This is a genomic window from Ruegeria sp. AH7, from assembly GCF_056541325.1.
In genome coordinates this window covers 125,290-148,456 of record NZ_JBQFYF010000005.1, presented here as the reverse complement: position 1 = coordinate 148,456, position 23,167 = coordinate 125,290, and the positions used below count along the sequence as shown (strand labels likewise).

The following is a 23,167-nucleotide window of genomic DNA, read 5'->3' as shown; positions in this document are numbered from 1 at the left end:
TCGAGGCTGTGTTTCTGGACGACCCGATAACTCACAACGCGCAAGCATCGCCAGATGCTCAGGCCCTATGTATGCTTGGCCAAGGCATAACCTATGCCGCGTTGAACGAGCAGGTTGATCAGATCGCCACCGCACTGCTGGAACGGTCTGTCGCAAAGGGCGACCGCGTCATTATCTGCGCAGCCAAAAGCCCGATGGCGATTGCTGCGATTTATGCAGTCCTGCGTATTGGGGCGATATATGTGCCAATTGATCCCGCCGCCCCGGTCGAGCGTCTGGCGGCGCAGATTGCTAACGTATCTCCGGTGCTGATTATCGCCGACGCAACGCGGTTAGGGGCGTTTGCGGATAGCGCGTACAATGTTCCTCTTCTGGACCTTGGGCAACCAATGACGGGCAAAACATCACCCGACAAATTGCGTGATCGGAGCGCAAAACGCTCCGCTGATGACCCTGCATATATTCTGATGACATCCGGCACGACGGGTTCCCCCAAGGGTATTGTGCATACCCACAAAAGCGGTTTGGCCTACGCACAGATGGCGGCAAACCTGTGCGCGCTGCGTTCCTCTGATCGCGTCAGCCACCACACGCCCGCACATTTCGACATGTCGATTTTTGACATGTTCAGCACTGCCTTGGCTGGGGCTTGCGTGGTCATCATTCCAGAAATGCATGCAAAGCTGCCTGCCAGCCTGTCGGAGCTGACGCAGAGCGAGGGTATCACCGTCTGGTATTCAGTTCCTTACGCATTGATCCAAATGGTCGAACGTGGCGCCTTGGCCGAACGTGATCTGAGCGCTTTACGCATTGTCATGTTTGCGGGTGAGAAAATGCCCCCTGCTGCGCTGAAGGCGTTTTCCAACCATGCGCCAAATGCAGTGTTTCTGAACGCCTATGGGCCGACAGAAACCAACCATTGTAGCACGTCAGTTCTGAAGCATGACGATCTGGATGGAACCAGCCCTCTGCCTATTGGCCTTCCGGATGTGGGTGTAACCGCGCGGATCGGGCCTGATTCTGCAGACGCAACTAACGGAGAGCTTCTGATCGCCGGCGACCAGGTCATGTCTCAGTATTGGAATGCTCCGGATCAAACCGCGGCGGCCTTTTGTACCTTGCCTGATTCCTCAGGGCAGATGCTGCGTTTTTATTGCACAGGTGACATCGTGCGTAGAACCGAAACCGGAGCCTTGATGCTGATCGGGCGCAAGGACCGGCAGATCAAGCTGCGCGGCTACCGGATTGAACTGGACGAGGTCGAGCTTGCCTTGGTGAACGCGCCTTTTGTGACCGAAGCGGTTGTGATTGCCAGGGATCAGGCACTCCGGGCTTTTGTCACGGGCGCATCCAAGTGCGATCTTGGGCAGGTGAAACGTCAATTAGAAGCTGTGTTGCCCCCCTACGCGGTGCCGCAACACATTGAATGGTTAGAGAGTATGCCTCGCACGTCGACAGGTAAGATCGACCGGGCGAAGCTTGTGAGGAAAGCCGATGAAGACCGTGCAGCCTGAACGCCAAACCGACGCGCTGCGCAACTACGTGCAGCAGACGCTGTTGGGAGGGCGCCTTATCACTGATACGGATGAGCTACTGCTCAGCGGGATGATCGACTCGCTGGGCGTAATGTCGTTGGTGGGTTTTGTCGAAGAGACCTATGGCATCGACATACCGTTCGAAGATGTGACGCTTGAGAACCTCAGCTCAATCGACGCCATCCTGCGCTATGCCGATGCCCGGCAAGCGGCGCGGTGCTGAGGGAATGACCATGTCCTACCCGTTGTCAGATAGCCAGCAGCGATTTTGGAAAGGTCATCAGCTACAGCCGGATGTGCCGCTTTACAACATGGCGTGGCGCTTTGATCTGCGCTTTGATCTGAACGCAGATTTGTTTCAACAAGCCTTTGCCGAGACCGTGCAGGAAAACGCGGTCCTGAGAACGGTATTCCAGGGCCCGCATGATAGTCCCGTTCAGTTTGCGGCTGAGCCGAACATGCAGTTGCTTGAGTGTTTCGACCTTAGCACGCAGCCCGACGCCAAGGGTCTACTGGATCAGCAGTTGGACGAGTTAATCCGGTCTCCGTTTGATCTGTCGCACAGCACTTTACGTAGCCAACTGCATAAGCTTTCAGACCATCATTGGGTTTGGGCTGTGTGCCAACATCATATCGTGTGTGACGCCCAATCCGGTGCGTTGTTGTTCGACCAGATGTCGCGCAGATACGCAGCGCTTGAAAGCGGTGAGGTGACAAAGGTCGACCCTTCGCCAAGCTTTTTTGATGGCGCTCCGATGAAGGCGCAGACAGCCGGTACCGAGCCCACTTCACCTGCGCAGTCGGCAACGCCACCTTATGGCAGCGTGCCGAAGCGCTCGTCCTTTTCCAAACGGCTGAGCATCGCCGCAGAACCGTCACTTACCGAGCAAATGGAAAACGCCATCACGCGCCCTGCGTTCCGGTTGTTTACGCCAGATTTATCCCGCTTGGCCTGCTACCTGACTGCTTACATTGCCTATCTCCATCGGGTGACAGGCGACGATCGGATCACAATTGGCCTGCCGTCCCACAACAGGTTGTCAGATGTCGACAAGGCGACACTGGGTCCCTTTGTCGAGGTGCTTCCTTTTGAGATCGAGTTCGGTGCAGATGACACATTTCTGGATCTGCATACGAAGGTTAAATCTGAGCTGGGCGTGTTTCTGAGGCGCGCAAAGCCGGGGGCAGCCGCAGCCGGGAACACATCCGCCATCAGTGCGGTCCTGAACTACATTCAGGCCGAATTCGGAGAGTTTGCAGGCCATCCTGCAGATGTTCAGTGGCTCCACAGCGGCGCTCATGACGCGGCCCACGTCATGCGCCTGCATGTCATGGATTTTTCGGCCAGCGGCAGGCCCGATCTACAACTGGATGTACAATCAGAGGTACTGGACGCTGTTTCACCAGACGCGCTGCAATCGCATTTCCTTGCGATATTGGATGCAGCTTTGAAGACGCCTGAAACTAAGATCGCGGCGCTTGATCTCGCTACCGATGATAACGACAGAGCGATCCTGTTTGGCCCGGTCGAATGCCCGCCTCGGCAAACAGTGTTGCAGGCCTTTGCCGCGCAGGTCGAAAACTCCCCTGGCTCGGTCGCGCTGTCTCAGGCCGAGGCGCGCATGACCTACGGGGAACTTGATCTGCGCAGCGATCAGATTGCCGCGTATATCGCCCGTCAAGGCATCACCCCCGGATCAAGCATTGCGATCCATATGCCGCGGTCGTTTGAGTTTGTTTTTGCCTTGCTAGGAATTCTAAAGGCGGGGTGCAGCTTTGTGCCCATTGCGGCCAATACACCCTTCGTGCGTGCCGATGAAATCATCAGCCTTTCGGGTGCGCGTGCTGTGGTCCTGGTGTCAGGTGACACCCGTAGCTTTGCGTGTCAGAGCTTAGATGTCGCGCACATTGCCAAAGAGTCTGATCCGATCGTTCACGCGCCGGACCGCACCGATTTGGCCTATATTCTGTTTACATCAGGTTCGACTGGAACCCCAAAGGGTGTCGAGGTAAGCCACGAAAGCCTATCACGCTATACCCAATGGGCGACAGATACGTTCAGTGGCCCCGAACCAGCACATTATGCGTTTTTCTCGTCTGTTTCTTTTGATCTGACGCTGACCTCACTGTTTGTACCCCTGATAAGCGGGGGGTCTATCCGCATCTATCCAGAACGAACCGATCCAGATTTGGCGGTTCTGGATGTGTTCGCAGAAGATGCGGTCGATCTTGTGAAACTCACCCCGTCTCATCTGGCGCTGGTGTGCAAACAGGGGCGGGCAGTCCAGCGTATTCGGACGCTTGTCCTAGGGGGCGAGAACCTGACATCGCAGTTGTGTCGGACGGCTAAACAGGTGCTTTCACCAAGTCTTGCGCTGATCAACGAATACGGGCCGACCGAGGCTGTGGTTGGGGCTATGTATCACAAGTTCGATGCGCGCGCTGATACCGCGACTTCGGTTCAGATCGGCCAGCCCGCCAGCGGTATGTCGATCAGCATCCGCGACAAAGGAATGAACATCTGTCCACTGGGTGTGACTGGGGAAATTGTGATTGGCGGCCGATTGGCAGAAGGATATCTGGCATCGCCTGCGGAAACTGCTGCAAAATTCTGCGACGACCCTGTCGAGCTGCAAGGCCGGGCCTATCGCAGCGGCGATCTGGGCCGGATCACACGTGACGGGCGTTGCGAATATCTTGGTCGCCTTGACCAACAGATCAAGATCGGCGGCGTTCGTTTCGAAGTGGCCGAGATTGATCATGTCTTACGCCAATTGCCAACCGTAAGCGCGGTACATGTGGCCACCGGATCTGTGCGCAAGTCTGATGCCAACGAGCAAAGATGCAGCGACTGCGGTGTAACCAGCGCTGTTCCAGGGATCGCGTTTTCGGAACGCGATCTTTGCGGGATTTGCGCTGAGTTCGATCGCTACAAAGACCGCGCCGCCGTCTACTTCCGGGATGAACCCGATCTTAGGGCCGAGATCGCAAAGGCCACCCGATCCAGCACCGGCCCATACGACGCCGTGATGATGCTAAGTGGCGGCAAGGACAGTACATATGCCGCATATCGCCTAGCAGGGTATACTTCGCGCGTTTTGGCGGTGACCCTGGACAATGGCTATATCTCGGATCAGTCCAAGGACAACATCCAAAGGGTTGCCGCTGATCTGGGCTGGTCGCATCGTTATCTCAGTACAGATAAGATGAACCAGATCTTTGTCGACAGCCTGAAGATGCATTCAAACGTGTGTCAGGGATGCTTCAAAGCGCTTTATACGTTGGCCTTCCGAACCGCACTTGCTGAAGGCGCACCATTGATTGTGACCGGCCTGTCCCGGGGACAGTTTTTTGAAACCCGCCTAACCCCTGATCTGTTTCGCAACGCCGCCCCTACCTGCGCGCAGCTGGATGATATGGTCACCAAAGCACGCAAGGCCTACCACGCCGAGGATGACGCGCTGTCACGCCTGCTTGAAACGGACGACTTGAAGGACGGGCAGTTTCTAGATCAGGTCGCCGTCTTGGATATCTATCGCTATATAGATGTACCCGTTTCCGAGATTTACGCGTTCCTCGAACACCATACCGCTTGGCGGCGACCCTCGGATACCGGACGGTCCACCAATTGCCTGATCAACGATGCAGGCATTCACGTGCACAAAACCCGTAAAGGGTATCATAACTACGCACTTCCCTATGCGTGGGATGTGCGTATGGGCCACAAAACGCGTGCACAGGCTTTGGACGAACTGGATGATCAGATTGACACAGATCGGGTTCAATCAATCCTGAACGAGATCGGATTTGACGAGCCGATTGAGCCGCCGACAAAACTAACTGTCTATGTCGCAGGTCAGGGCGTGGGCGAACAGAAGGTCTGGCAAACCCTGCAGGCGCATTTTTCACGCAGTGTGTTGCCAGAACATGTGGTGGTGCTTGACGAGATGCCTCTGACCAACAATGGCAAGGTTGATGTGGCACGGTTACCCACCGGGCGGCGCGGTCGGACGGGCCAGCCTATTCAGTTAGTTGCCCCCGAGACAGACATGGAACAGCGCCTGTCTGGGATCGTGGCCGAGGTTTTGAAAACTTCGCGGATCAGTGTGACAGCAGATTTCTTTGATCTGGGTCTCGATAGTTTGGCGGCGATCGAAATCGCGATCAAAGCCAATGAATGCCGGGTCCCTTTGCCCGCCACGGCTTTGTTCGAATACAGAACGCTCAGATCGTTGGCCGGATATGCGGAAACCCTGCCCGAAGAAAACTCCGTCGGAGATGCTGACGACGCTTTGATTGAGCTGGATGAAGACGACCTCTCAAGCATCGCAAAGGCGTTAGGTTGAGATGGGGTATCCGGAGGGCGTCGCTGATATACTTCCTTTGACCTCTGCACAGCGGGGCATGCTGTTTCATTCTGAGGGCGAGAATGAAGTGCGCGGGCAATATGTTGCGGTTATCAGCTGCGTGTTGAACGGCCCGTTGGATACTAAGCGTCTGATGGCGGCAATGGACGCTGTGCTGAATACACGCGATGCATTTCGTGCCGGGTTTCTATGGCAAGGCGTCAAACAACCAGTTCAAGTACTGCGCGAAAATGTATCTCTGCCGTGGAATGAGTTGGATTGGACTGCCCGAACAGATGTTGAGCAGAGCCTGAAAGACCTGATCAAGTTGGAACAAACCCGCCAATTCGATCTGAAAACACCACCATTGATGGCCGCCACGCTGATCAAACTCTCTGACACGCAGTGGCGGCTGGTCTGGACGGTTCACCACCTGATCAGCGATGGCTGGTCCACTGGCGTTGCCTTGCGGGACCTCTTTGATCGGTACAGCGGGAAAGACGTGCCGAAGGATATTCCGAGTTTCAAAAGCCATTTAGCTTGGCTGCGCACGCAGGGCCAGCTGACGGAAACGGAGTTTTGGACGGATCAATTCGACGGTCTGAAAGAGCCCAGCTTGCTGCCCGATGCCGATATGGAGTCTGCGCAAACACAGACATCGTTATCTGCGTCACTCGGCCAAGACCTGATGCGACAGATCGAACGCGTTGCCGTACAGTTGAAAATCACACCAAATACCGTTCTGTCCGGGGCATGGGCGCTCTCGCTACGGCGGTTGCTACAGCAGGACGACATAGTCTACGGCACAACAACCGCTGGGCGGCCACCGGAGATTCCCAACATCGCCAGCGCCATCGGAGCTTTTGTAAACACTTTGCCGGTTCGGTGCAGGATTGACCCATCAATTTCTGTCGGTGCCTTCCTGCGAAAGCACGGACAGGCCGAGATCGAACGCCGCAAGCACGAATTTGCCGCGCTGGCCGAGGTTCAGAACTGCGCCCCTTTTCCAAGCGGAACCGCCCTGTTTGACACTTTGTTCGTCAATGAAGGCGTCTCTGAGACAAGTTACGATTTTGATGAGATCCGGATATCCGACCTGACCAGCATGCAATACAGCAATTATCCGTTGTCGTTTCTGGTCACACCAAAATCCGATCTTGGGATAGAGATCTACTTCGATTCGGGTCGCATATCCGATGCAGCTGTTCGAGGGGTTGTTTCTGACTACGAGCGGATACTGTCAGAGATCACAAAAGACCCCGATTGCCTTGTCCGAGACTTGTTGAAACCTCAGAGCGATATTGTGCCTCGTATTGCGAGCCCGATGGCAGAGCATGTTGTGACGCGCTTTCTGCATTGCGCGCGAACGACACCTCAGTCCATCGCGCTTACTGATGACGCAAAAACCCTGACTTATTCTGAGGTGTCATTGCGCGCGCGTCAGATTGCATATGCCCTGCGACAGGCCGGTGCCCGGAGTGGTGATGTCGTCCCTGTTGCGTTGCCTCGCGGGTCAGATGCGGTGTCGGCGTTCCTAGGTGTGATGATGTCGGGCGCGGCATATGTGCCATTTGATCTGGACTACCCTGCTGACCGCATCGCGCATGTACTGGACACAATTCAGCCGAAACTGATTGTGACAACAGAAGCCTGCTTATCAACCCTGCCGAATACACAGGCGCGACCAGTGTTTATAGACACGCTGACAGAGGCCGTTGATCCGGATGACGTCACCACAGGAGACACTGCATATGTCATGTTTACATCCGGCTCAGAAAACAGACCCAAAGGGGTAGTGATCTCGCAGGGGGCCTTGGCAGTATCGACTTCCGCGCGCGACACTGTTTATCGAGATAAACCAGGGGCCTACCTCCTGCTGTCCTCACTGGCATTTGATAGTTCGGTCGCCGGTCTTTATTGGACGCTCTGCACAGGCGGTCACCTCGTCATCGCCACCAAGAACCTTGAACAGGAGCCCGCCAAGCTCGGAGCTCTAATGGCCCGACATGGGGTGACACATACGCTGTGCTTGCCCGGACTTGCGCGTGTTTTGCTGGCCTCTGTTCCGAAACGCGATTTGCGCAGCCTCAGGGTTTTGATTGCCGCCGGTGAGTCGCTGAACACATCCTTGCCACAGGAGCTGAGGGCGCTTTTGCCCGGTTGTCGGTTGATCAATGAGTACGGCCCGACCGAGGGTACGGTCTGGTGCACCTCTTTCGACGCGACCGAGATCGGCGCCGGGCAGGACGTGCCGATTGGCAGGGAAATTCCCGGGGCTTGGGTCGGTATCCTCGACCGCGATGGACACCCCGCAGCCCCAGGCGTGGTTGGGGAAGTTGTGGTTGCTGGTCCGACGGTGGCAGAGGGGTATTTCCGCGACCCGGAACAATCCCAGGCTCATTTCTTCGAACTGGGCCCACACCGTTTACGCGCTTATCGAACCGGGGATCTTGGGGTTGCCGATGAAACCGGTTGTATCTCGTTTCTGGGTCGAAGGGACAGACAGGTCAAAATTCGCGGTCATCGCGTTGAATTATCCGAGATCGAGGCGGTAGCGCAGAGTATTGCGGGTGACGTGAGGGTTGCAGCGCTTGTACTCGACACAGGTGGATCAAAGCAGATCGCTCTGGCACTTGAGTGCCCGTCCGGCGATATGCTCTGTGCGCGGGTGCAAAGCCACCTAGTGGCGAGCCTGCCGAAGCCATTCCATCCGAGCTTGGTTGTCGGTGTTGCGGCCTTTCCAGAATTGCCTAACGGGAAGCTGGACCAAAAGACATTGGCATCAGACCTTATGCGGAACTTCGGATCCCAACGGGGCGAAGCTCCTAGCGCGGGGCTTGAGGCACAAGTCGCTGAGCTTTTTGCAGAGGTTCTAGATACGCCGTGCCAGTCGCGCGATGCGAATTTCTTTGATCTGGGCGGGGACAGCCTGTCGACCATCAAAGCCTATGCGATGGGTCAGGAAAGGGGTGTTCACTTTGAACCCACTGATTTGTTCAGCTGTCCGACTGTCGCAGAACTTGCCCAACGCGTCTCAGATCGCCGGTCAGAAGCTTCGTTTTCCGAACCTGAAAGCACGTTTCAAATTTCTAATCCGGGCTCGGGCAAAACCACAGTACTCATTGCACATTGTTCGATACAGTTTTGCAGGTACATGGCCCGCTACCTTGGTCCGGATCATTCGGTGGTTCATATTCCCAGCCATCGTGCGCAGGGCACACCAATTCCACTCGACAAATCCTATCCGGAACTTGCGTCTGCTGCGATCTCGCAACTTGAGCAGTCAGAAATCGATGGCCCCTTTGTTCTATGCGGATACTCGGCCGGAGCGCCGATGGTCATGGAGATGGCCAGGCAAATTGGCGAGGATAAAATCAAAGGGATGGTTCTTCTGGATCCGCCGTTCAAGATGGTGGGGGCGGAACCGGGCTTGCAGCCGATTTACTATCGCACATACAAGCGATTGAGATACATCATCAAAGGTTGGAAACGTCGTTTTAGAGCCCGAAAGACACTGCCCGAGATCAAGAAAACGTTGTCGCAAAACCCGGATGCTGAAGCCTTGCGCATTCGCGGGGTGGAGATTGCACATGAACTGGCGATCAGCGCGTTTCGCGTCCCGCGCTTCGACCGACCAGCGCATGTGTTTTTGTCCCGTGGCAACCCCTCGCTTGAGACAGGGGATGTACTGGATACGCATCTGCGACACAAAACGCTGCACAATCTGGATATGAAACATATCGAGCTGATGGGGCGGCCGGATGCCTTTGCGCCGATTGCGGCGGCTCTCAAAGAGTGTTCTGACTTAGAGACTGGCAATCAAGGCTGAAGTGTTTTTAAGCACAGGTGCGCCGTGGACATGAAAAAAGCCCGCGGCCAAGCGCGGGCTTTCATTTTGGTTCTACGCCAGTGGCTTATTGCGGAATCTCGCCTTCCAGACCTTCGACATAGAAGTTCATGCCTGCCAGAGTGCCATCATCGGCCACTTCACCGTCAGCCAACCAATCGCTGCCATCCTGCTTTTTGATCGGGCCAGTGAAGGGGTGGTACTCGCCCGCAGCCATGGCCGCTTTCATTGCCAGCGCTTCTTCTTTGACATCCGCCGGAACGGCGTCAGAGATTTCGCCAATGGCGACCATACCTTCGCGGATACCGTCCCAGGTGTTCACAGATTCCCAGGTGCCGTCCATCACGGCCTGTGTGCGCGCGATGTAGTAGGGCGCCCAGTCGTCGATGATTGATGAGACGCGCGGGAACGGGGCATATTCGCTCATGTCCGAGGCCTGGCCAAAGGTGACAACATTACCCGCCTCTTGCGCAGCCGCCTGCGGCGCAGTCGAATCCGTGTGCTGCAGGATCACATCGGCGCCCTGTTCGATCAGAACCTTCGCAGCGTCAGCTTCTTTCGCGGGATCAAACCAAGTGTAAGCCCAGACGATTTTAAACTCGACATCCGGGTTGACCCGTTGCGCGTGAATAAAGGCCGAGTTGATACCTCGGATCACTTCGGGGATCGGATAAGAACCGATATAGCCGATGATGTTCGACTTGGTCATGTTGCCCGCGATGTGACCCTGAACGGCGCGACCTTCATAGAAACGTGCCGAATAGACCGAGACGTTGTCGGCGGTCTTATAGCCAGTTGCATGCTCGAACTTCACGTCCGGGAACTTCTTGGCCACGTTGATGGTTGGGTCCATATAGCCGAACGAGGTGGTGAAAATCAGATCGGCCCCTTCCAGTGCCATCTGGGTCATGACGCGTTCGGAATCCGGGCCTTCGGGTACTGATTCAACAAACACGGTTTCGACCTTGTCGCCAAAGTGTTCTTCAACTGCCAGCCGACCCTTGTTGTGCTCATAGGTCCAGCCACCGTCGCCCACGGGACCAACATAGACAAAGCCGACCTTTGTCTTGTCTTCGGCCATGACCCCCGAGGCCAGACCCAGCGCCATGGCGGCGCTTGCCAGAAGTGTAGTGAATTTCATGTGTTACTCCCCAAGTTGGTTCAGTTGGCCCCTAGTGTGAGGCATGGAATATTCGGCCCAGTGAGGCAGGTGCGCTGCTCTTGTCGGCCGAAAGGATCACAAGCACAAGGATCGTGATGATGTAGGGCGACATTGCCAGATACTCGACCGGGATGGCAACGCCCGCTGCCTGCAAATTAAGCTGCAACACGGTGATGCCGCCGAACAAATAGGCACCCAGCAAGGCGCGCCATGGTTTCCAGCTGGCAAAGACCACCAGCGCCAGGGCAATCCATCCCACACCGGCGGTCATGCCTTCGGTCCACTGTGGTACTCGGATCAGACTGATATAGGCGCCACCGAGACCCGCACAGGCACCCCCGAACAGGATCGCCAGAATGCGGATCTTTATGACTTTGTAGCCCAAGGCATGGGCTGCATCGTGGTTTTCACCCACCGCGCGCAGGATCAAACCCACACGGGTGTATTTCAACGTGGCCCAGACCGCCGCCGTAAGCGCGATGCCAACATAGAGGATCGGGTCATGCTGGAACAGGATCGGGCCAATGACAGGAATATCGCTGAGTATTGGGATATGGATATCCCCCATGCTGGGCGGCTTGATGCCCACATAGCTTTGTCCCATCAGCGCGCTGAAGCCGAGGCCGAACAGGGTCAGCGCCAGTCCGCTGGCCACCTGGTTGGCCAGCGCCACTTGCGTCAGCAAAACAAACAAAAGGGATAGCACCGCACCTCCAATCGCTGCAGCGATAAAGCCGAGCCACGGAGAGCCGGTTTCGACCGAGATCGCAAAGCCGCTGATCGCACCGACAATCATCATCCCCTCGACGCCGAGGTTCAGAACGCCCGCCTTTTCGACAACCAATTCTCCGATCGCGGCCAGCAGTAGCGGGGTTGCTGCCACCATCAGCGAGGCGATCAGAAGGACGGGATTGATTTCACCAAGGTCCATTATGCCACCTCGCTACGGGCCGCACGGATGCGGTAGTTTGTCAAAAGATCGAACGCCAGCAGGAAGAACAAAAGCATTCCCTGGAATACCTGAATGGCGGCGGCAGGCAGACCCAGCTGAGACTGCGCGATCTCACCGCCGATATATGTCAGTGCCATCAGACCTCCGGCCAGCAGTATACCCACCGGATGCAGGCGGCCCAGAAAGGCCACGATGATCGCCGTAAAGCCATAGCCGACGTTGAAATCGATGCTGACCTGCCCAGAAGGTCCAGACACTTCGAACATCCCCGCCAGCCCGGCCAATGCACCAGACATGCCAAGGCAGAACAGGATCAGACGAGCCGGGTTTACCCCTGCGAATTTCGCAGCGCGTGGTGCTTCGCCGGTAAGTCGAATGTGAAACCCCAGCATATGTCGGTTCAGCAGCACATAGGAGAAGATCACCGCAACGAAGGCCGCGACAACACCCCAATGCATCCCCGACCCTGCGATCAACTCGGCATTATGCGCGCTGTCATAGGATTGCAGGTTGCGCGAACCGGGAAAGCCGAACCCTTCGGGGTTTTTCAGCAGACCCAGCGAGACCGAGGCCAGCATCTGCTCGGCCACATAGACCAGCATCAGCGACACAAGGATTTCATTTGTCCCGAAACGAACCTTCAGAAAGGCTGGGATCATCGCCCAGAGCCAGCCACCAAACGCCCCGGCAAGTACCATGATCGGAAAGATGTAGAACGCTTCCATCGGGTAGAAAGCCAATCCTGCACCCGCGCCGAAAATGGCCCCCATGATGTACTGCCCCTCGGCCCCGATGTTCCAGATGCCGGCGCGAAAACCCAGCGACAGGCCGATGGCGATCAGCACCAAAGGCGCGCCTTTCACCAAAAGCTGTGGACGGTAGTAGAACGCGAACTCACCGAACAGCGGTTCCCAGAAGATCGTGCCGATCGCTTCGACCGGGTTCTTTCCCAGAATGGCGAACAGGACACCGCCAAACACCATCGTCGCCAAGACAGCCACCAGTGGGGTCGCATAAGACCACGCCTTGGACGGCTGTGGCCGTTTCTCCAACACAATCATCTGCCCATCCCCCTGCGCATTCTCGTTTGTTTTTTGTCTCTTTTGCCGAAGGCGGGCATCGGATCACACATGGGCCACCTCCATGCCATGCGCGCCGCCCATCATCAGGCCGATCTCATCCACCGTCAGGCCTGTGGTCTCGCGCGGCGCGCTCAGGCGGCCTTCATTCAGTGCGGCGAAACTGTCCGAGATTTCCATCAGCTCATCCAAATCCTGGCTGATGCATATGACCGCAGTTCCTTTGGCCGCCAGGTCCAAAATGGCTTGCCGGATCGAGGCCGCAGCCGCCGCATCCACACCCCATGTCGGTTGGTTCACCACCAGAACATCTGGGTTCTGCAGCACCTCACGGCCGATCACGAATTTCTGCAGGTTTCCGCCCGACAGCGATCGTGCGGCGTTTTCGGGCCCCGGCGTGCGCACATCGAACGCGCTGATGATTTTCTCGGCAAAGCTTTTGGTATCGGCCCATTTCAGAAAGCCGTTGCTTTCCAGCCCCTCCCTTACCGATCCAGTAAGCAGGGCGTTTTCCGTCAGGCTCATATCGGGTGCGGCGGCATGACCCAGCCGTTCCTCGGGCGCGGTCAGTACGCCCAGCTTGCGGCGCGCGGTGGGGCCGAGCTTACCAATCGGTTGGCCGTTGAACTTGATCGCATCAGCGGCGGTTTGGATTTCACCAGACAACACGCCCAGCAATTCATCCTGCCCATTCCCAGCGACGCCGCCGATCCCCAGAACCTCGCCTTTGCGGACGGTCATATGAACGTTCTTCAGCGCAGTTCCGAATTCCGAAGGGGAAGGCACCGACAGACCGCTGACATCCAACGCAACTTCACCGAAGGCGCGGCCCGACCGTTCCGGAGTTTGCAGCGTTGATCCCACCATCATCTCGGCCATATCACGAGCCGACGTCTCAGCAGGCACGCATTCCCCCACATTCTTGCCCAAACGCAGGATCGTGGCGTGGTCGCAAAGCGTGCGGATCTCTTCGAGTTTATGCGAGATATAAAGGATCGAGGTGCCCTCAGACCGCAGCTTGTTCAGCGTCTCAAACAGGATTTCGACCTCTTGTGGGGTCAGCACGCTGGTTGGTTCGTCCATGATCAGCAGCTTGGGGTCCTGCAGCAGGCAGCGGATGATCTCGACCCGCTGACGCTCTCCCGCGGACAGGTCGCCGACCGTGCGGTACGGGTCCAGCGGCAGGCCGTAAGTTTCAGACACCTCTCGGATACGCGATGCCAGATCGCCCATGGGCGGAGGGTTTTCCATCCCCAACGCAATATTTTCAGCCACGTTCAGCGCATCGAACAGCGAGAAGTGCTGGAACACCATCGCAATCCCATCCGCCCGCGCCGCGCGGGGTTCCGCAGGGGCGAAGGGCTGGCCACGCAGCATCATAGTGCCGCTGTCTGGCTTCACCAGCCCATAGATCATCTTGACCAGCGTGGATTTCCCCGCGCCGTTTTCGCCCAACAGGGCATGTACTTCGCCTTCGCCGATGTCGAACGACACCTGATCATTGGCCACGACACCGGGATAGGCTTTGGTTAGCCCTTGCAGGCTTAAGAGTGGAGTGGTCACGCGCTCAGGTCCTTCTTCAACTCAGTCTGTCGGGCCGGGCGCAGAAGCTGCGCGGCGACGCCAACGGCGATCATTTGCGGGTGTTTGCCCAGAGCGGGATCGCCGATTGGACAGGTGATCCGGCTGATGTGTTCAGGCGAATGCCCAAGAGCTGCCAGCCGCGACCGGAATCGCGCCCATTTCGTAGCCGAGCCGATCAGCCCCGCAAAGCGGAAATCATGCGAAAGCAGCCGGTTGCACAGCTCTAAATCCAGATTGTGTGAATAAGTGAGCACAAGATGCTCGGCATCGGGCGGTGAATGGCGAACCAGCTCGGCTGGTTTGGCCGCTGGAACTGTGGTGACACCTGTCGGCAGCGAGGCCGGGAAGCGCTCGGGTCCGGTATCGACCCAGGTGATCGCGATGTCGGGCAAGGGGGAAAGAACGTCCACCAGTGCTCGGCCTACATGGCCAGCACCCCAGATCCACAGGTCCCGCTTTGGCTTGTGAATGGGTTCCACCATCCAACCGTCGATCAGCTGCGGTTCGGGGGCAATCCCCTGACCGCGCGCAGTTGCCAGCAACCGTTTCACTGACAGAGGCATTTCGTCTTCAGAAGCAGATCGCGCTATGACCGTGTCGTCGAGTGCTTCTAGTGCCTTTAGATCAAAGACCTCGCTGAACAGCGAGACTGCACCGCCGCAGCATTGGCCCATATCGGGTCCAAGCGCGTGTTGGGTCAGACGGGTGGGGAGGGATTGGGACCGCGCGGCTTCTGCGGCCTGAAACTCCAACGTGCCGCCGCCGATCGTTCCGCTCTGGCCATCCGGCCAGACCAACATCGCGGCGCCAACCTCGCGTGGGGACGAGCCCTTGATCGCCGCGATGACGACCCGAGTCACCTTACCGTGGGTTTTAACCGCCTCCCTCAAAGCCTCCAGGTCAAAGCCCATCAGATGCCTCCCTTCATCCGCTGGACGCCGCGCCAGACTTCCTCGGCCGTGGCGGGTGCATCCAACGCCGGATAGCTGTCGCCACAAGCTGCGACCGCATTCGACAGGGCCAACCATGCCGATATTCCCAGCATGAAAGGTGGCTCACCTACCGCTTTTGAGCGATAGATCGTATCCTCGCGGTTTTCGCCATCCCAAAGCGCGACATTGAAGATATCGGGCCGGTCCGAGCAGGCGGGGATTTTGTAGGTCGAGGGTGCGTGTGTGCGCAGGTTGCCCTTGCCGTCCCAGACCAGTTCTTCGGTCGTCAGCCAGCCCGCGCCTTGCACATAGCCGCCTTCGACCTGACCGATATCAAGTGCCGGGTTCAGCGATGCGCCCGCGTCGTGCAGGATATCAGTGCGCAGAATGCGGTTCTCGCCGGTCAGCGTGTCGATCGCCACTTCGGTCACCGAGGCCCCATAGGCGAAGTAAAAGAACGGCCGCCCACGGCCTGCGATCCGGTCCCATTCGATTTTGGGTGTCTTATAAAACCCGGTTGCCGAAAGGCTGATGCGCCCCTGATAGGCCAAAGCGGTGGCTTCTGCGAAGGTATAGCGTTCGGCACCTACCGAGACGTGACCATCCGAGAAAGTAACAGTCGACGGGTCCGCCTGATGACGCTCGGCCAGATAGTCGGCCATGCGGTCGCGGATCGTGTCGCAGGCCGCCTTGACCGCCATGCCGTTCAGGTCACTGCCCGAAGACGCCGCGGTGGCCGATGTGTTCGGTACTTTGGCCGTGTCGGTTGCGGTGATCTTGACCATCTCCAGCGGAATGCCAAAGCGCGACGCAGCGACCTGTGCGACTTTCTGGAACAGGCCCTGACCCATCTCGGTGCCGCCATGATTCAGATGAACCGAGCCGTCCTGATACACATGCACCAACGCACCTGCTTGATTGAGGTGGGTGAGCGTGAAGGAAATCCCGAACTTGACGGGGGAAAAGGCGATGCCCTTTTTGACTACGCTATTCTCGGCATTCCACTTTTCGACGGCGGCTCTACGCGCAGCGTAGTTGCTGGATTTCAGCAGCGCTTCGGTCATGCCATGCAGTTCGAAATCGCTGACCTCCATGCCGTAGGGCGTGGTGTTGCCGCCTGCGGGCAGAGGGCGCACGGGTGCGTCGCCCATCTCAACTGCGCCCCGGCTTGTCAGGTCTTCGTGCGGATCGGGGTGACCCAGTGGTTTCTCTTCTGGCCGCGTCTCGGCGACTTTATGTGCCGGTTCATAGTAGTTCCGGCGACGCAGCTCGACCGGGTCCAGGCCCAATTCATGCGCGGCGTGATCCATGACGCGCTCGATGCCGACCATGCCCTGAGGGCCGCCGAACCCGCGATAGGCGGTGGCGGATTGGGTGTTGGTTTTCAGCCGGTGGCTCTCGATCCGAGCATTGGGCAGCAGGTAGGCGTTGTCCGAATGCAGCATCGCTCGGTCGGCGACGGGCAGAGACAGGTCCTGCGCCCAGCCACAAATCGCGTGGTGTAGGAACGAGACGCCTTGAATGTGGCCGTTCTCATCAAACCCGGCTTTGTAGGAGATGCGGAAGGCATGGCGTTTGCCGGTAATGATCATGTCGTCATCACGATCATAGCGCATCTTGCAAGCCTTGCCGGTGGCGCGCGCGGCAATAGCACAAGCCACTGCTAGAGCGTTGCCTTGACTTTCCTTGCCGCCGAACCCTCCGCCCATCCGGCGGGTCTCGACCCGGACCGCGTGCATGGGAACGCCCAGCGCATCGGCTACTTTGTGCTGAATCTCGGTCGGGTGCTGGGTGGAACTGTGGACCAGCATATCCGCGCCTTCATTCGGCACGGCAAGCGCCGCTTGACCTTCGAGGTAGAAATGCTCTTGCCCGCCAAGCTCGAAGCTTCCTTCGATTATATGGGGCGCGCTAGCGATCGCGGCGTCAGCGTCGCCCTTGGAGTATATGCGGGGGCCATCCTCGAACCGGCTGTCGGCAGCCAGAGCGTCTTCGATGGTCAGGATCGGGGTGTCTTCGGCATAGTCGATCTTGCCCAACCGCGCGGCCTTGCGGGCGGCGAGATGGCTGGTGGCGACGACCAGAAACACGGGCTGACCGATATAGTGCACCGTTCCATCCGACAGTAGTGGCTCGTCGTGGATCGAGGGCGAGACATCGTTGGCGAAGGGCAGATCCTCGGCCGTCACCACCTGCATCACGCCATCCGCAGCTTTCACGGCCGACAGGTCCATCGCGTTGATCGTGCCTTTGGCAATCGGGCTCAGACCAAAGGCCAGATGGAGGGTGCCTTTCGGCGTCGGGATGTCATCCACATAACGCGCGGCACCGGCCACATGCAGCGGGGCCGTGTCATGGGGGAGGGGTTTGGTCACGCTCATGCCGTCACCTTCAGCACGTCGGTCACTTCGCCCTGATCTTCCAGGAAATACCGTTCCAGCATCGCTTTGGCGGTCTCCAGACGATAGGTGGCCGAGGCGCGCATGTCCGTGAGTGGTGAATAATCGTCCGCAAAGCTGGGCAGCGCGGCGTCAATCACCGCGCGCGACCAGGGTTTGCCGATCAGTGCGGCCTCGACATGGGTTGCCCGTTTCGGAGTTCCTGCCATGCCACCAAAGGCAATACGTGCCTGCGTTACGGTGCCGTCCGTAACGGTGATATTGAAACAGCCGCACACGGCCGAGATGTCCTGATCGAACCGTTTGCTGAGTTTGTATGCCTTGAGCCTGTCGGGCTGACGCGGGAAGCTCACGGCCTCGACGAACTCGCCAGGGGCGCGGTCTTGCTTGCTGTATTCGATGAAGAAATCCTCAAGCGGGATCGAGCGCCGTTCGCCGCTCTTGCGCAGATGCAAAGTTGCACCCAAAGCGATCAGGGCGGGCGGGTTGTCCCCGATGGGCGAGCCGTTGGCGATATTGCCGCCGACGGTCGCCGCGTGGCGCACCTGAACGCTGGCATAGCGCCGGATCATCTCGGCATACGAGGGGTGCAGGTCCGCCAGCGCTTCGCCCATGCGGTTCATGTCGACCATAGCTCCGAAACGGATTTCGCTCTCGGTGATGGAGATTCTCTTCAGGTCGTCACAACGATTGAGAAAGATCACTGGATCCAGATCACGCAACTGCTTGGTGACCCAAAGGCCAACATCGGTAGCGCCTGCAACCAGAGTGGCATCAGGGTTCTCGGCATAGACAGCCGCCAGTTCGTCGGACGATGCGGGCAGCATCGGCGACGCGGCTGGCGTAGCTACGGGTTTGTCTTTGACCCAGACCGGTACAGGCTGCTCCTCGGCTGCCTTCGCTGCGCGGATAATTGGCGCATAGCCGGTGCAGCGGCAGAGGTTTCCAGCCAGTTGCGTGTCGTGGTCCGTGGCGCCGGTGGCGTGACTTGTTACCATGGACATCACAAAGCCCGGCGTACAGAAGCCGCATTGCGAGCCATGCAGGTCGACCATGGCCTGTTGCACCGGGTGCGTCTCGCCGTTCGGGCCGCTTGCCCCTTCGACGGTGCGGACCGCTTTGCCGTGCAACTGGGGCAGGAACAGAATGCAGGAATTGAGCGCCCTGTGGCCATCCGCATCCGTCACCATAACGGTGCAGGCGCCGCAGTCACCTTCGTTGCAGCCCTCTTTGGTGCCGGTCAGGCCGCGATCTTCGCGCAGCCAGTCCAGCAGGGTGGCTGTCGGATCGACATCCGCCAATTCCACTGTCTCTCCGTTCAGAAGAAACGTGATATTCATTCGAGAAACCCGTCGCCTTACCCAGTTGCGCCCTTTCGGCCCTCCTTCGATGCGACGTAGAAAGAGTGGCGGGCGGAGTGCTTGCCGTGTGATGTTAGAAACAGCGTGGCTTATCTGGCAAGAAAAACTGCCTATATAATGTACCATTGCAGCCGAACAGTGTGAAAACATCGGTGCTCAGTAGTGTTCAGACCGTTGATATTAAACCGTTTTCTGCGCTTAACTTGTCGCCATCCCCGAAGCACCTTCTGAAAAAGCCGAATAATCCGCGCTGATTTTTTAGGCATCCCAAAGCGTCGGTTCCCGCTTTTGTGCGACTGCTGGCTGCGATAGCGTAGAGGGTATGAGCAGTACCCCTCGATTCATTCATCTCCGCGTTCACACCGAATATTCTCTGCTGGAAGGGGCCGTGCGGCTGAAAAAGCTGCCCGCCTTGTGCGAGAAAATGGAGATGCCCGCGGTCGCCGTCACTGACACGAACAGCATGTTCTCGGCTTTGGAGTTCTCGGTCTCGGCCAGCGGGGCCGGGATACAGCCGATCATGGGCTGTCAGGTCGATCTGACCTATCTTCAGGCGCAGCCAGGCGAAAAGCCCAAGGCGCCTGCACCGCTGGTGCTGCTGGCGCAATCCGAAGCGGGGTATGAGAACCTGATGAAGCTCAGTTCTTGTCTATACGTGGACAAGGGCGGGCAGTTGCCACAAGTGACGTTGGACGAGCTGGCAGAGCGGGCTGATGGCCTGATCTGCCTGACCGGTGGCCCTGAAGGGCCGGTGGGCAGGCTGTTGCAGCAAGGGCAGCGCCCTGCGGCTGAGGTACTGGTAGACCGGCTTGCGGGGATGTTCCCCGGCCGTTTGTATGTCGAATTACAGCGCCATCCCGGCGAGGACGGCCAACCCGAGGCCGAGCGCCTGACCGAACGTGGTCACGTGGAAATGGCCTATGCCAAAAATCTGCCCTTGGTCGCCACCAATGATGTCTATTTCCCGACTTCGGATATGTATGAGGCGCATGATGCGCTGATCTGTATCGCCGAGGGCGCTTATGTCGATCAGCAGGATGGTCGCCGCCGACTGACCGCGCAGCATTACTTCAAATCGCAGCAGGAGATGGCGACCTTGTTCGCCGACCTTCCTGAGGCCATCGAGAACACGGTCGAGATCGCGTGCCGTTGCGCCTTTATGGCCTATCGCCGCGATCCAATCCTGCCGAAATTCGCGGATGATGAAGTGGCCGAACTGCGCCGCATTGCCAATGAGGGTTTGCAGAAACGTCTGGCCGTGATCCCCCATGCGGTGACGCCTGAGGAATATCAGGAACGGCTGGATTTCGAGTTGGACATCATCGAAGGCATGGGTTTTCCGGGCTACTTCCTAATCGTTGCAGATTTCATCCAATGGGCCAAGGACCAGGACATTCCGGTGGGACCAGGGCGGGGCTCGGGTGCTGGATCGCTCGTGGCTTATGCGTTGACGATCACCGACCTTGACCCGCTGCGCTATTCACTGCTGTTCGAGCGGTTCTTGAACCCCGAGCGGGTCTCGATGCCCGACTTCGATATCGACTTCTGCATGGACCGACGTGAAGAGGTGATCCGCTATGTGCAGCAGAAATACGGCCGCGACAAGGTGGGGCAGATCATCACTTTTGGTGCGCTGCTGTCCAAGGCCGCTGTGCGCGATATCGGGCGGGTGCTGCAGATGCCTTATGGGCAGGTCGACCGCCTGTCCAAGATGATCCCGGTTGAAGGGGTCAAACCCGTCTCGATCGAAAAGGCGCTGAAAGACGAACCCCGCCTGCGCGAAGAGGCGCGCAGCGAGGAGGTCGTGGACCGCCTGCTGAATTACGGCCAGCAGGTCGAAGGGCTTTTGCGCAACGCCTCGACCCACGCTGCGGGGGTCGTGATCGGAGATCGGTCTTTGGACGCGCTGGTGCCGCTTTATCAGGATCCGCGTTCGGATATGCCGGCCACCCAATTCAACATGAAATGGGTGGAACAGGCCGGGCTGGTGAAGTTTGACTTTCTGGGTTTGAAAACGCTGACCGTGATCCAGAACGCGATGGATTTGATCTTCAAATCCGGGCGGGATTTGCACATCGCGCCGGATGGCACGGAATTGTACGAGCCGGCGGAAGGAGCCGTGAATCAGATCAACGCGATCCCGCTGGATGATGAGGCGACGTACAAGCTCTACTCCGCAGCCAAGACGGTGGCGGTGTTCCAGGTGGAATCCTCGGGCATGATGGACGCGCTGAAGCGGATGAAACCGGACTGTATCGAGGACATCATCGCCCTTGTCGCGCTGTATCGCCCTGGCCCGATGGAGAACATCCCCAAGTTCTGTGAGGTCAAGAACAAACTCAGTGAACGGGACACGCTGCACCCGTCGATTGATCATATCCTGGACGAAACCCAAGGCATCATCGTCTACCAGGAACAGGTGATGCAGATCGCGCAGGAAATGGCGGGTTACAGCCTTGGCGGCGCGGACTTGTTGCGGCGCGCGATGGGCAAGAAAATTCAAGAGGCGATGGACGCTGAGCGGCCCAAATTCCTCAAAGGTGCCGCCGAGAATAACGTGGATGAGGCCAAGGCGACCGAGGTTTGGAACCTGCTGGACAAGTTTGCCAACTATGGCTTCAACAAATCCCACGCCGCCGCCTATGCGGTGGTCAGCTATCAGACAGGCTGGCTGAAGGCGAACCATCCGGTTGAGTTCATGGCCGGTGTCATGAACTGCGATATCCATCTGACCGATAAACTGGCCGTCTATTTCGAAGAGGTCCGCAAGGGGTTGGAACTGCCTTATGTGCCGCCCTGCGTGAATCGGTCTCAGTCGACCTTCGATGTTGTGGATGGGCATTTGGTGTATGCGCTGGGCGCGTTGAAAAACGTGGGCGTCGAGGCGATGAACTTGGTGGTCGAAGGGCGGCGCGAGAAACCGTTCGTGAACCTGTTTGATTTTGCGCGTCGGGTCGATCTGAAACGGGTTGGCAAACGCCCGCTTGAAATGCTGGCGCGCGCCGGGGCCTTCGATGAGCTTGATAAAAACCGCCGCCGCGTGTTCGAAAGCCTCGACCCGCTGGTGCAGTACTCAGCGGCGATCCACGAACAGAAGAACTCGAACCAGGTGTCGTTGTTTGGCGAGGCGGGGGATGACTTGCCCGAACCGCGCCTGTCCCCGACGCCGGATTGGTTGCCTGCGGAACGCTTGAGTGAAGAATTCAAGGCGATTGGCTTCTACCTTTCGGGCCATCCGCTGGATGACTATATGCCTGCTTTGAAGCGCAAGCAGGTGTTGACCTTGGACGAGGTCGCTGAAAAGGCGCGTTCGGGGCCGTTGATCGCCAAGATGGCCGGTGTCGTTGCCGGGCGGCAGGAACGGAAGTCTGCGCGCGGCAATCGCTTTGCCTTTGCTCAACTCTCCGATCCGACCGGAGCCTACGAGGTTACGCTGTTTTCAGACACGCTGGAAAAATGTCGCGAGTTTCTGGAAACCGGGGCGCAAGTGGTGCTGACAGCCGAAGCGACGATGGAGGCCGATCAGTTGAAGCTGCTGGGCAGGTCTGTTGGGCCAGTCGACTCTGTCGTGGCCGATGCTGGTGCAACCGGGTTGCGTATCTTCGTGGATCAGCCTCAGGTGTTGCCCACTGTTGCCAAAGTGCTTGAGGATGCAGCAAGCGCAGCCAAAGGGGCCACGAAGGGGCCAATTCAACTGTGCCTTCTGGATCCCGGCCTGCCGGGCGAAGTTGAAATGGACCTGGGGCAGGTTTTCCCGATCAATCCACAGATCAAAGGCGCGATCAAATCCCTGGAAGGCGTGATGTCAGTCGAGGAATTCTGACCTCGGCTTTTGTTGCCAGAGAAGACCCGCCCCGCTAGGCTGAATTGCAGATTGATTTTGAAGTTATACAGGAGGGCATCCTCATGGCGGTTTCAGGCCTGATGATTCGATCACTTGCACTGGCAGTTGTGGCGTCGCTGGCGCTGG

Annotated in this window: 12 protein-coding genes; 5 read left to right on the top strand and 7 right to left on the bottom strand. The window is 58.0% G+C overall.

The features are described from left to right. The first annotated feature begins 8 nt into the window (after window positions 1-8). Genes ACR0JX_RS13200 through ACR0JX_RS13185 form a run of 4 tightly spaced genes read left to right on the top strand, consistent with a single transcriptional unit; the run spans window position 9 to window position 9,710 of the window. Entirely contained in the window at window positions 9-1,514 is a 1,506-nt protein-coding gene (locus ACR0JX_RS13200; RefSeq protein ID WP_480544259.1) for an amino acid adenylation domain-containing protein, read from the top strand. Next, window positions 1,495-1,758 (top strand): acyl carrier protein, encoded by a 264-nt coding sequence (locus tag ACR0JX_RS13195; RefSeq protein ID WP_480544258.1) that lies wholly within the window; start codon window positions 1,495-1,497, stop codon window positions 1,756-1,758. Before ACR0JX_RS13200 ends, ACR0JX_RS13195 begins: the two co-directional genes overlap by 20 nt. A 4-nt stretch (window positions 1,759-1,762) precedes the next feature. Next, window positions 1,763-5,881, top strand: a complete 4,119-nt coding sequence (locus tag ACR0JX_RS13190) for an amino acid adenylation domain-containing protein (protein ID WP_480544257.1) — start codon at window positions 1,763-1,765, stop codon at window positions 5,879-5,881. Window position 5,882: 1 nt separating this feature from the next. After that, complete coding sequence (locus ACR0JX_RS13185; protein WP_480544256.1) at window positions 5,883-9,710, top strand: amino acid adenylation domain-containing protein; 3,828 nt, start codon at window positions 5,883-5,885, stop codon at window positions 9,708-9,710. An 85-nt stretch (window positions 9,711-9,795) separates the two neighbouring features. Here ACR0JX_RS13185 and ACR0JX_RS13180 read toward each other — a convergent pair whose 3' ends face one another. From ACR0JX_RS13180 to xdhA, 7 genes are all read right to left on the bottom strand, one after another. Then, window positions 9,796-10,869, bottom strand: coding sequence for a BMP family ABC transporter substrate-binding protein (locus ACR0JX_RS13180; protein WP_480544255.1), 1,074 nt, complete (start codon window positions 10,867-10,869; stop codon window positions 9,796-9,798). Window positions 10,870-10,900: 31 nt separating this feature from the next. After that, the gene (locus ACR0JX_RS13175; protein ID WP_170536118.1) at window positions 10,901-11,821 is read right to left on the bottom strand and encodes an ABC transporter permease; all 921 of its coding nucleotides are present in this window, start codon (window positions 11,819-11,821) and stop codon (window positions 10,901-10,903) included. Continuing rightward, window positions 11,821-12,903, bottom strand: a complete 1,083-nt coding sequence (locus ACR0JX_RS13170; protein WP_170536120.1) for an ABC transporter permease — start codon at window positions 12,901-12,903, stop codon at window positions 11,821-11,823. The genes ACR0JX_RS13175 and ACR0JX_RS13170 overlap by 1 nt, the downstream gene beginning before the upstream one ends. A 63-nt stretch (window positions 12,904-12,966) precedes the next feature. Further along, a complete protein-coding gene (locus tag ACR0JX_RS13165; RefSeq protein ID WP_170536122.1) occupies window positions 12,967-14,484 on the bottom strand; it encodes an ABC transporter ATP-binding protein in 1,518 nt (505 codons plus the stop codon). Beyond that, the gene (xdhC, locus tag ACR0JX_RS13160; protein ID WP_480544254.1) at window positions 14,481-15,416 is read right to left on the bottom strand and encodes a xanthine dehydrogenase accessory protein XdhC; all 936 of its coding nucleotides are present in this window, start codon (window positions 15,414-15,416) and stop codon (window positions 14,481-14,483) included. Before xdhC ends, ACR0JX_RS13165 begins: the two co-directional genes overlap by 4 nt. Then, window positions 15,416-17,818, bottom strand: a complete 2,403-nt coding sequence (xdhB, locus tag ACR0JX_RS13155) for a xanthine dehydrogenase molybdopterin binding subunit (protein WP_480544253.1) — start codon at window positions 17,816-17,818, stop codon at window positions 15,416-15,418. The genes xdhC and xdhB overlap by 1 nt, the downstream gene beginning before the upstream one ends. Then, window positions 17,815-19,176 (bottom strand): xanthine dehydrogenase small subunit, encoded by a 1,362-nt coding sequence (gene xdhA / locus ACR0JX_RS13150; RefSeq protein ID WP_480544252.1) that lies wholly within the window; start codon window positions 19,174-19,176, stop codon window positions 17,815-17,817. The genes xdhB and xdhA overlap by 4 nt, the downstream gene beginning before the upstream one ends. 343 nt (window positions 19,177-19,519) lie before the next feature. On the opposite strand from xdhA, the gene dnaE reads away from it, so the two are divergent. Further along, window positions 19,520-23,020, top strand: coding sequence for a DNA polymerase III subunit alpha (gene dnaE, locus ACR0JX_RS13145; protein ID WP_480544251.1), 3,501 nt, complete (start codon window positions 19,520-19,522; stop codon window positions 23,018-23,020). Window positions 23,021-23,167: the final 147 nt, after the last annotated feature.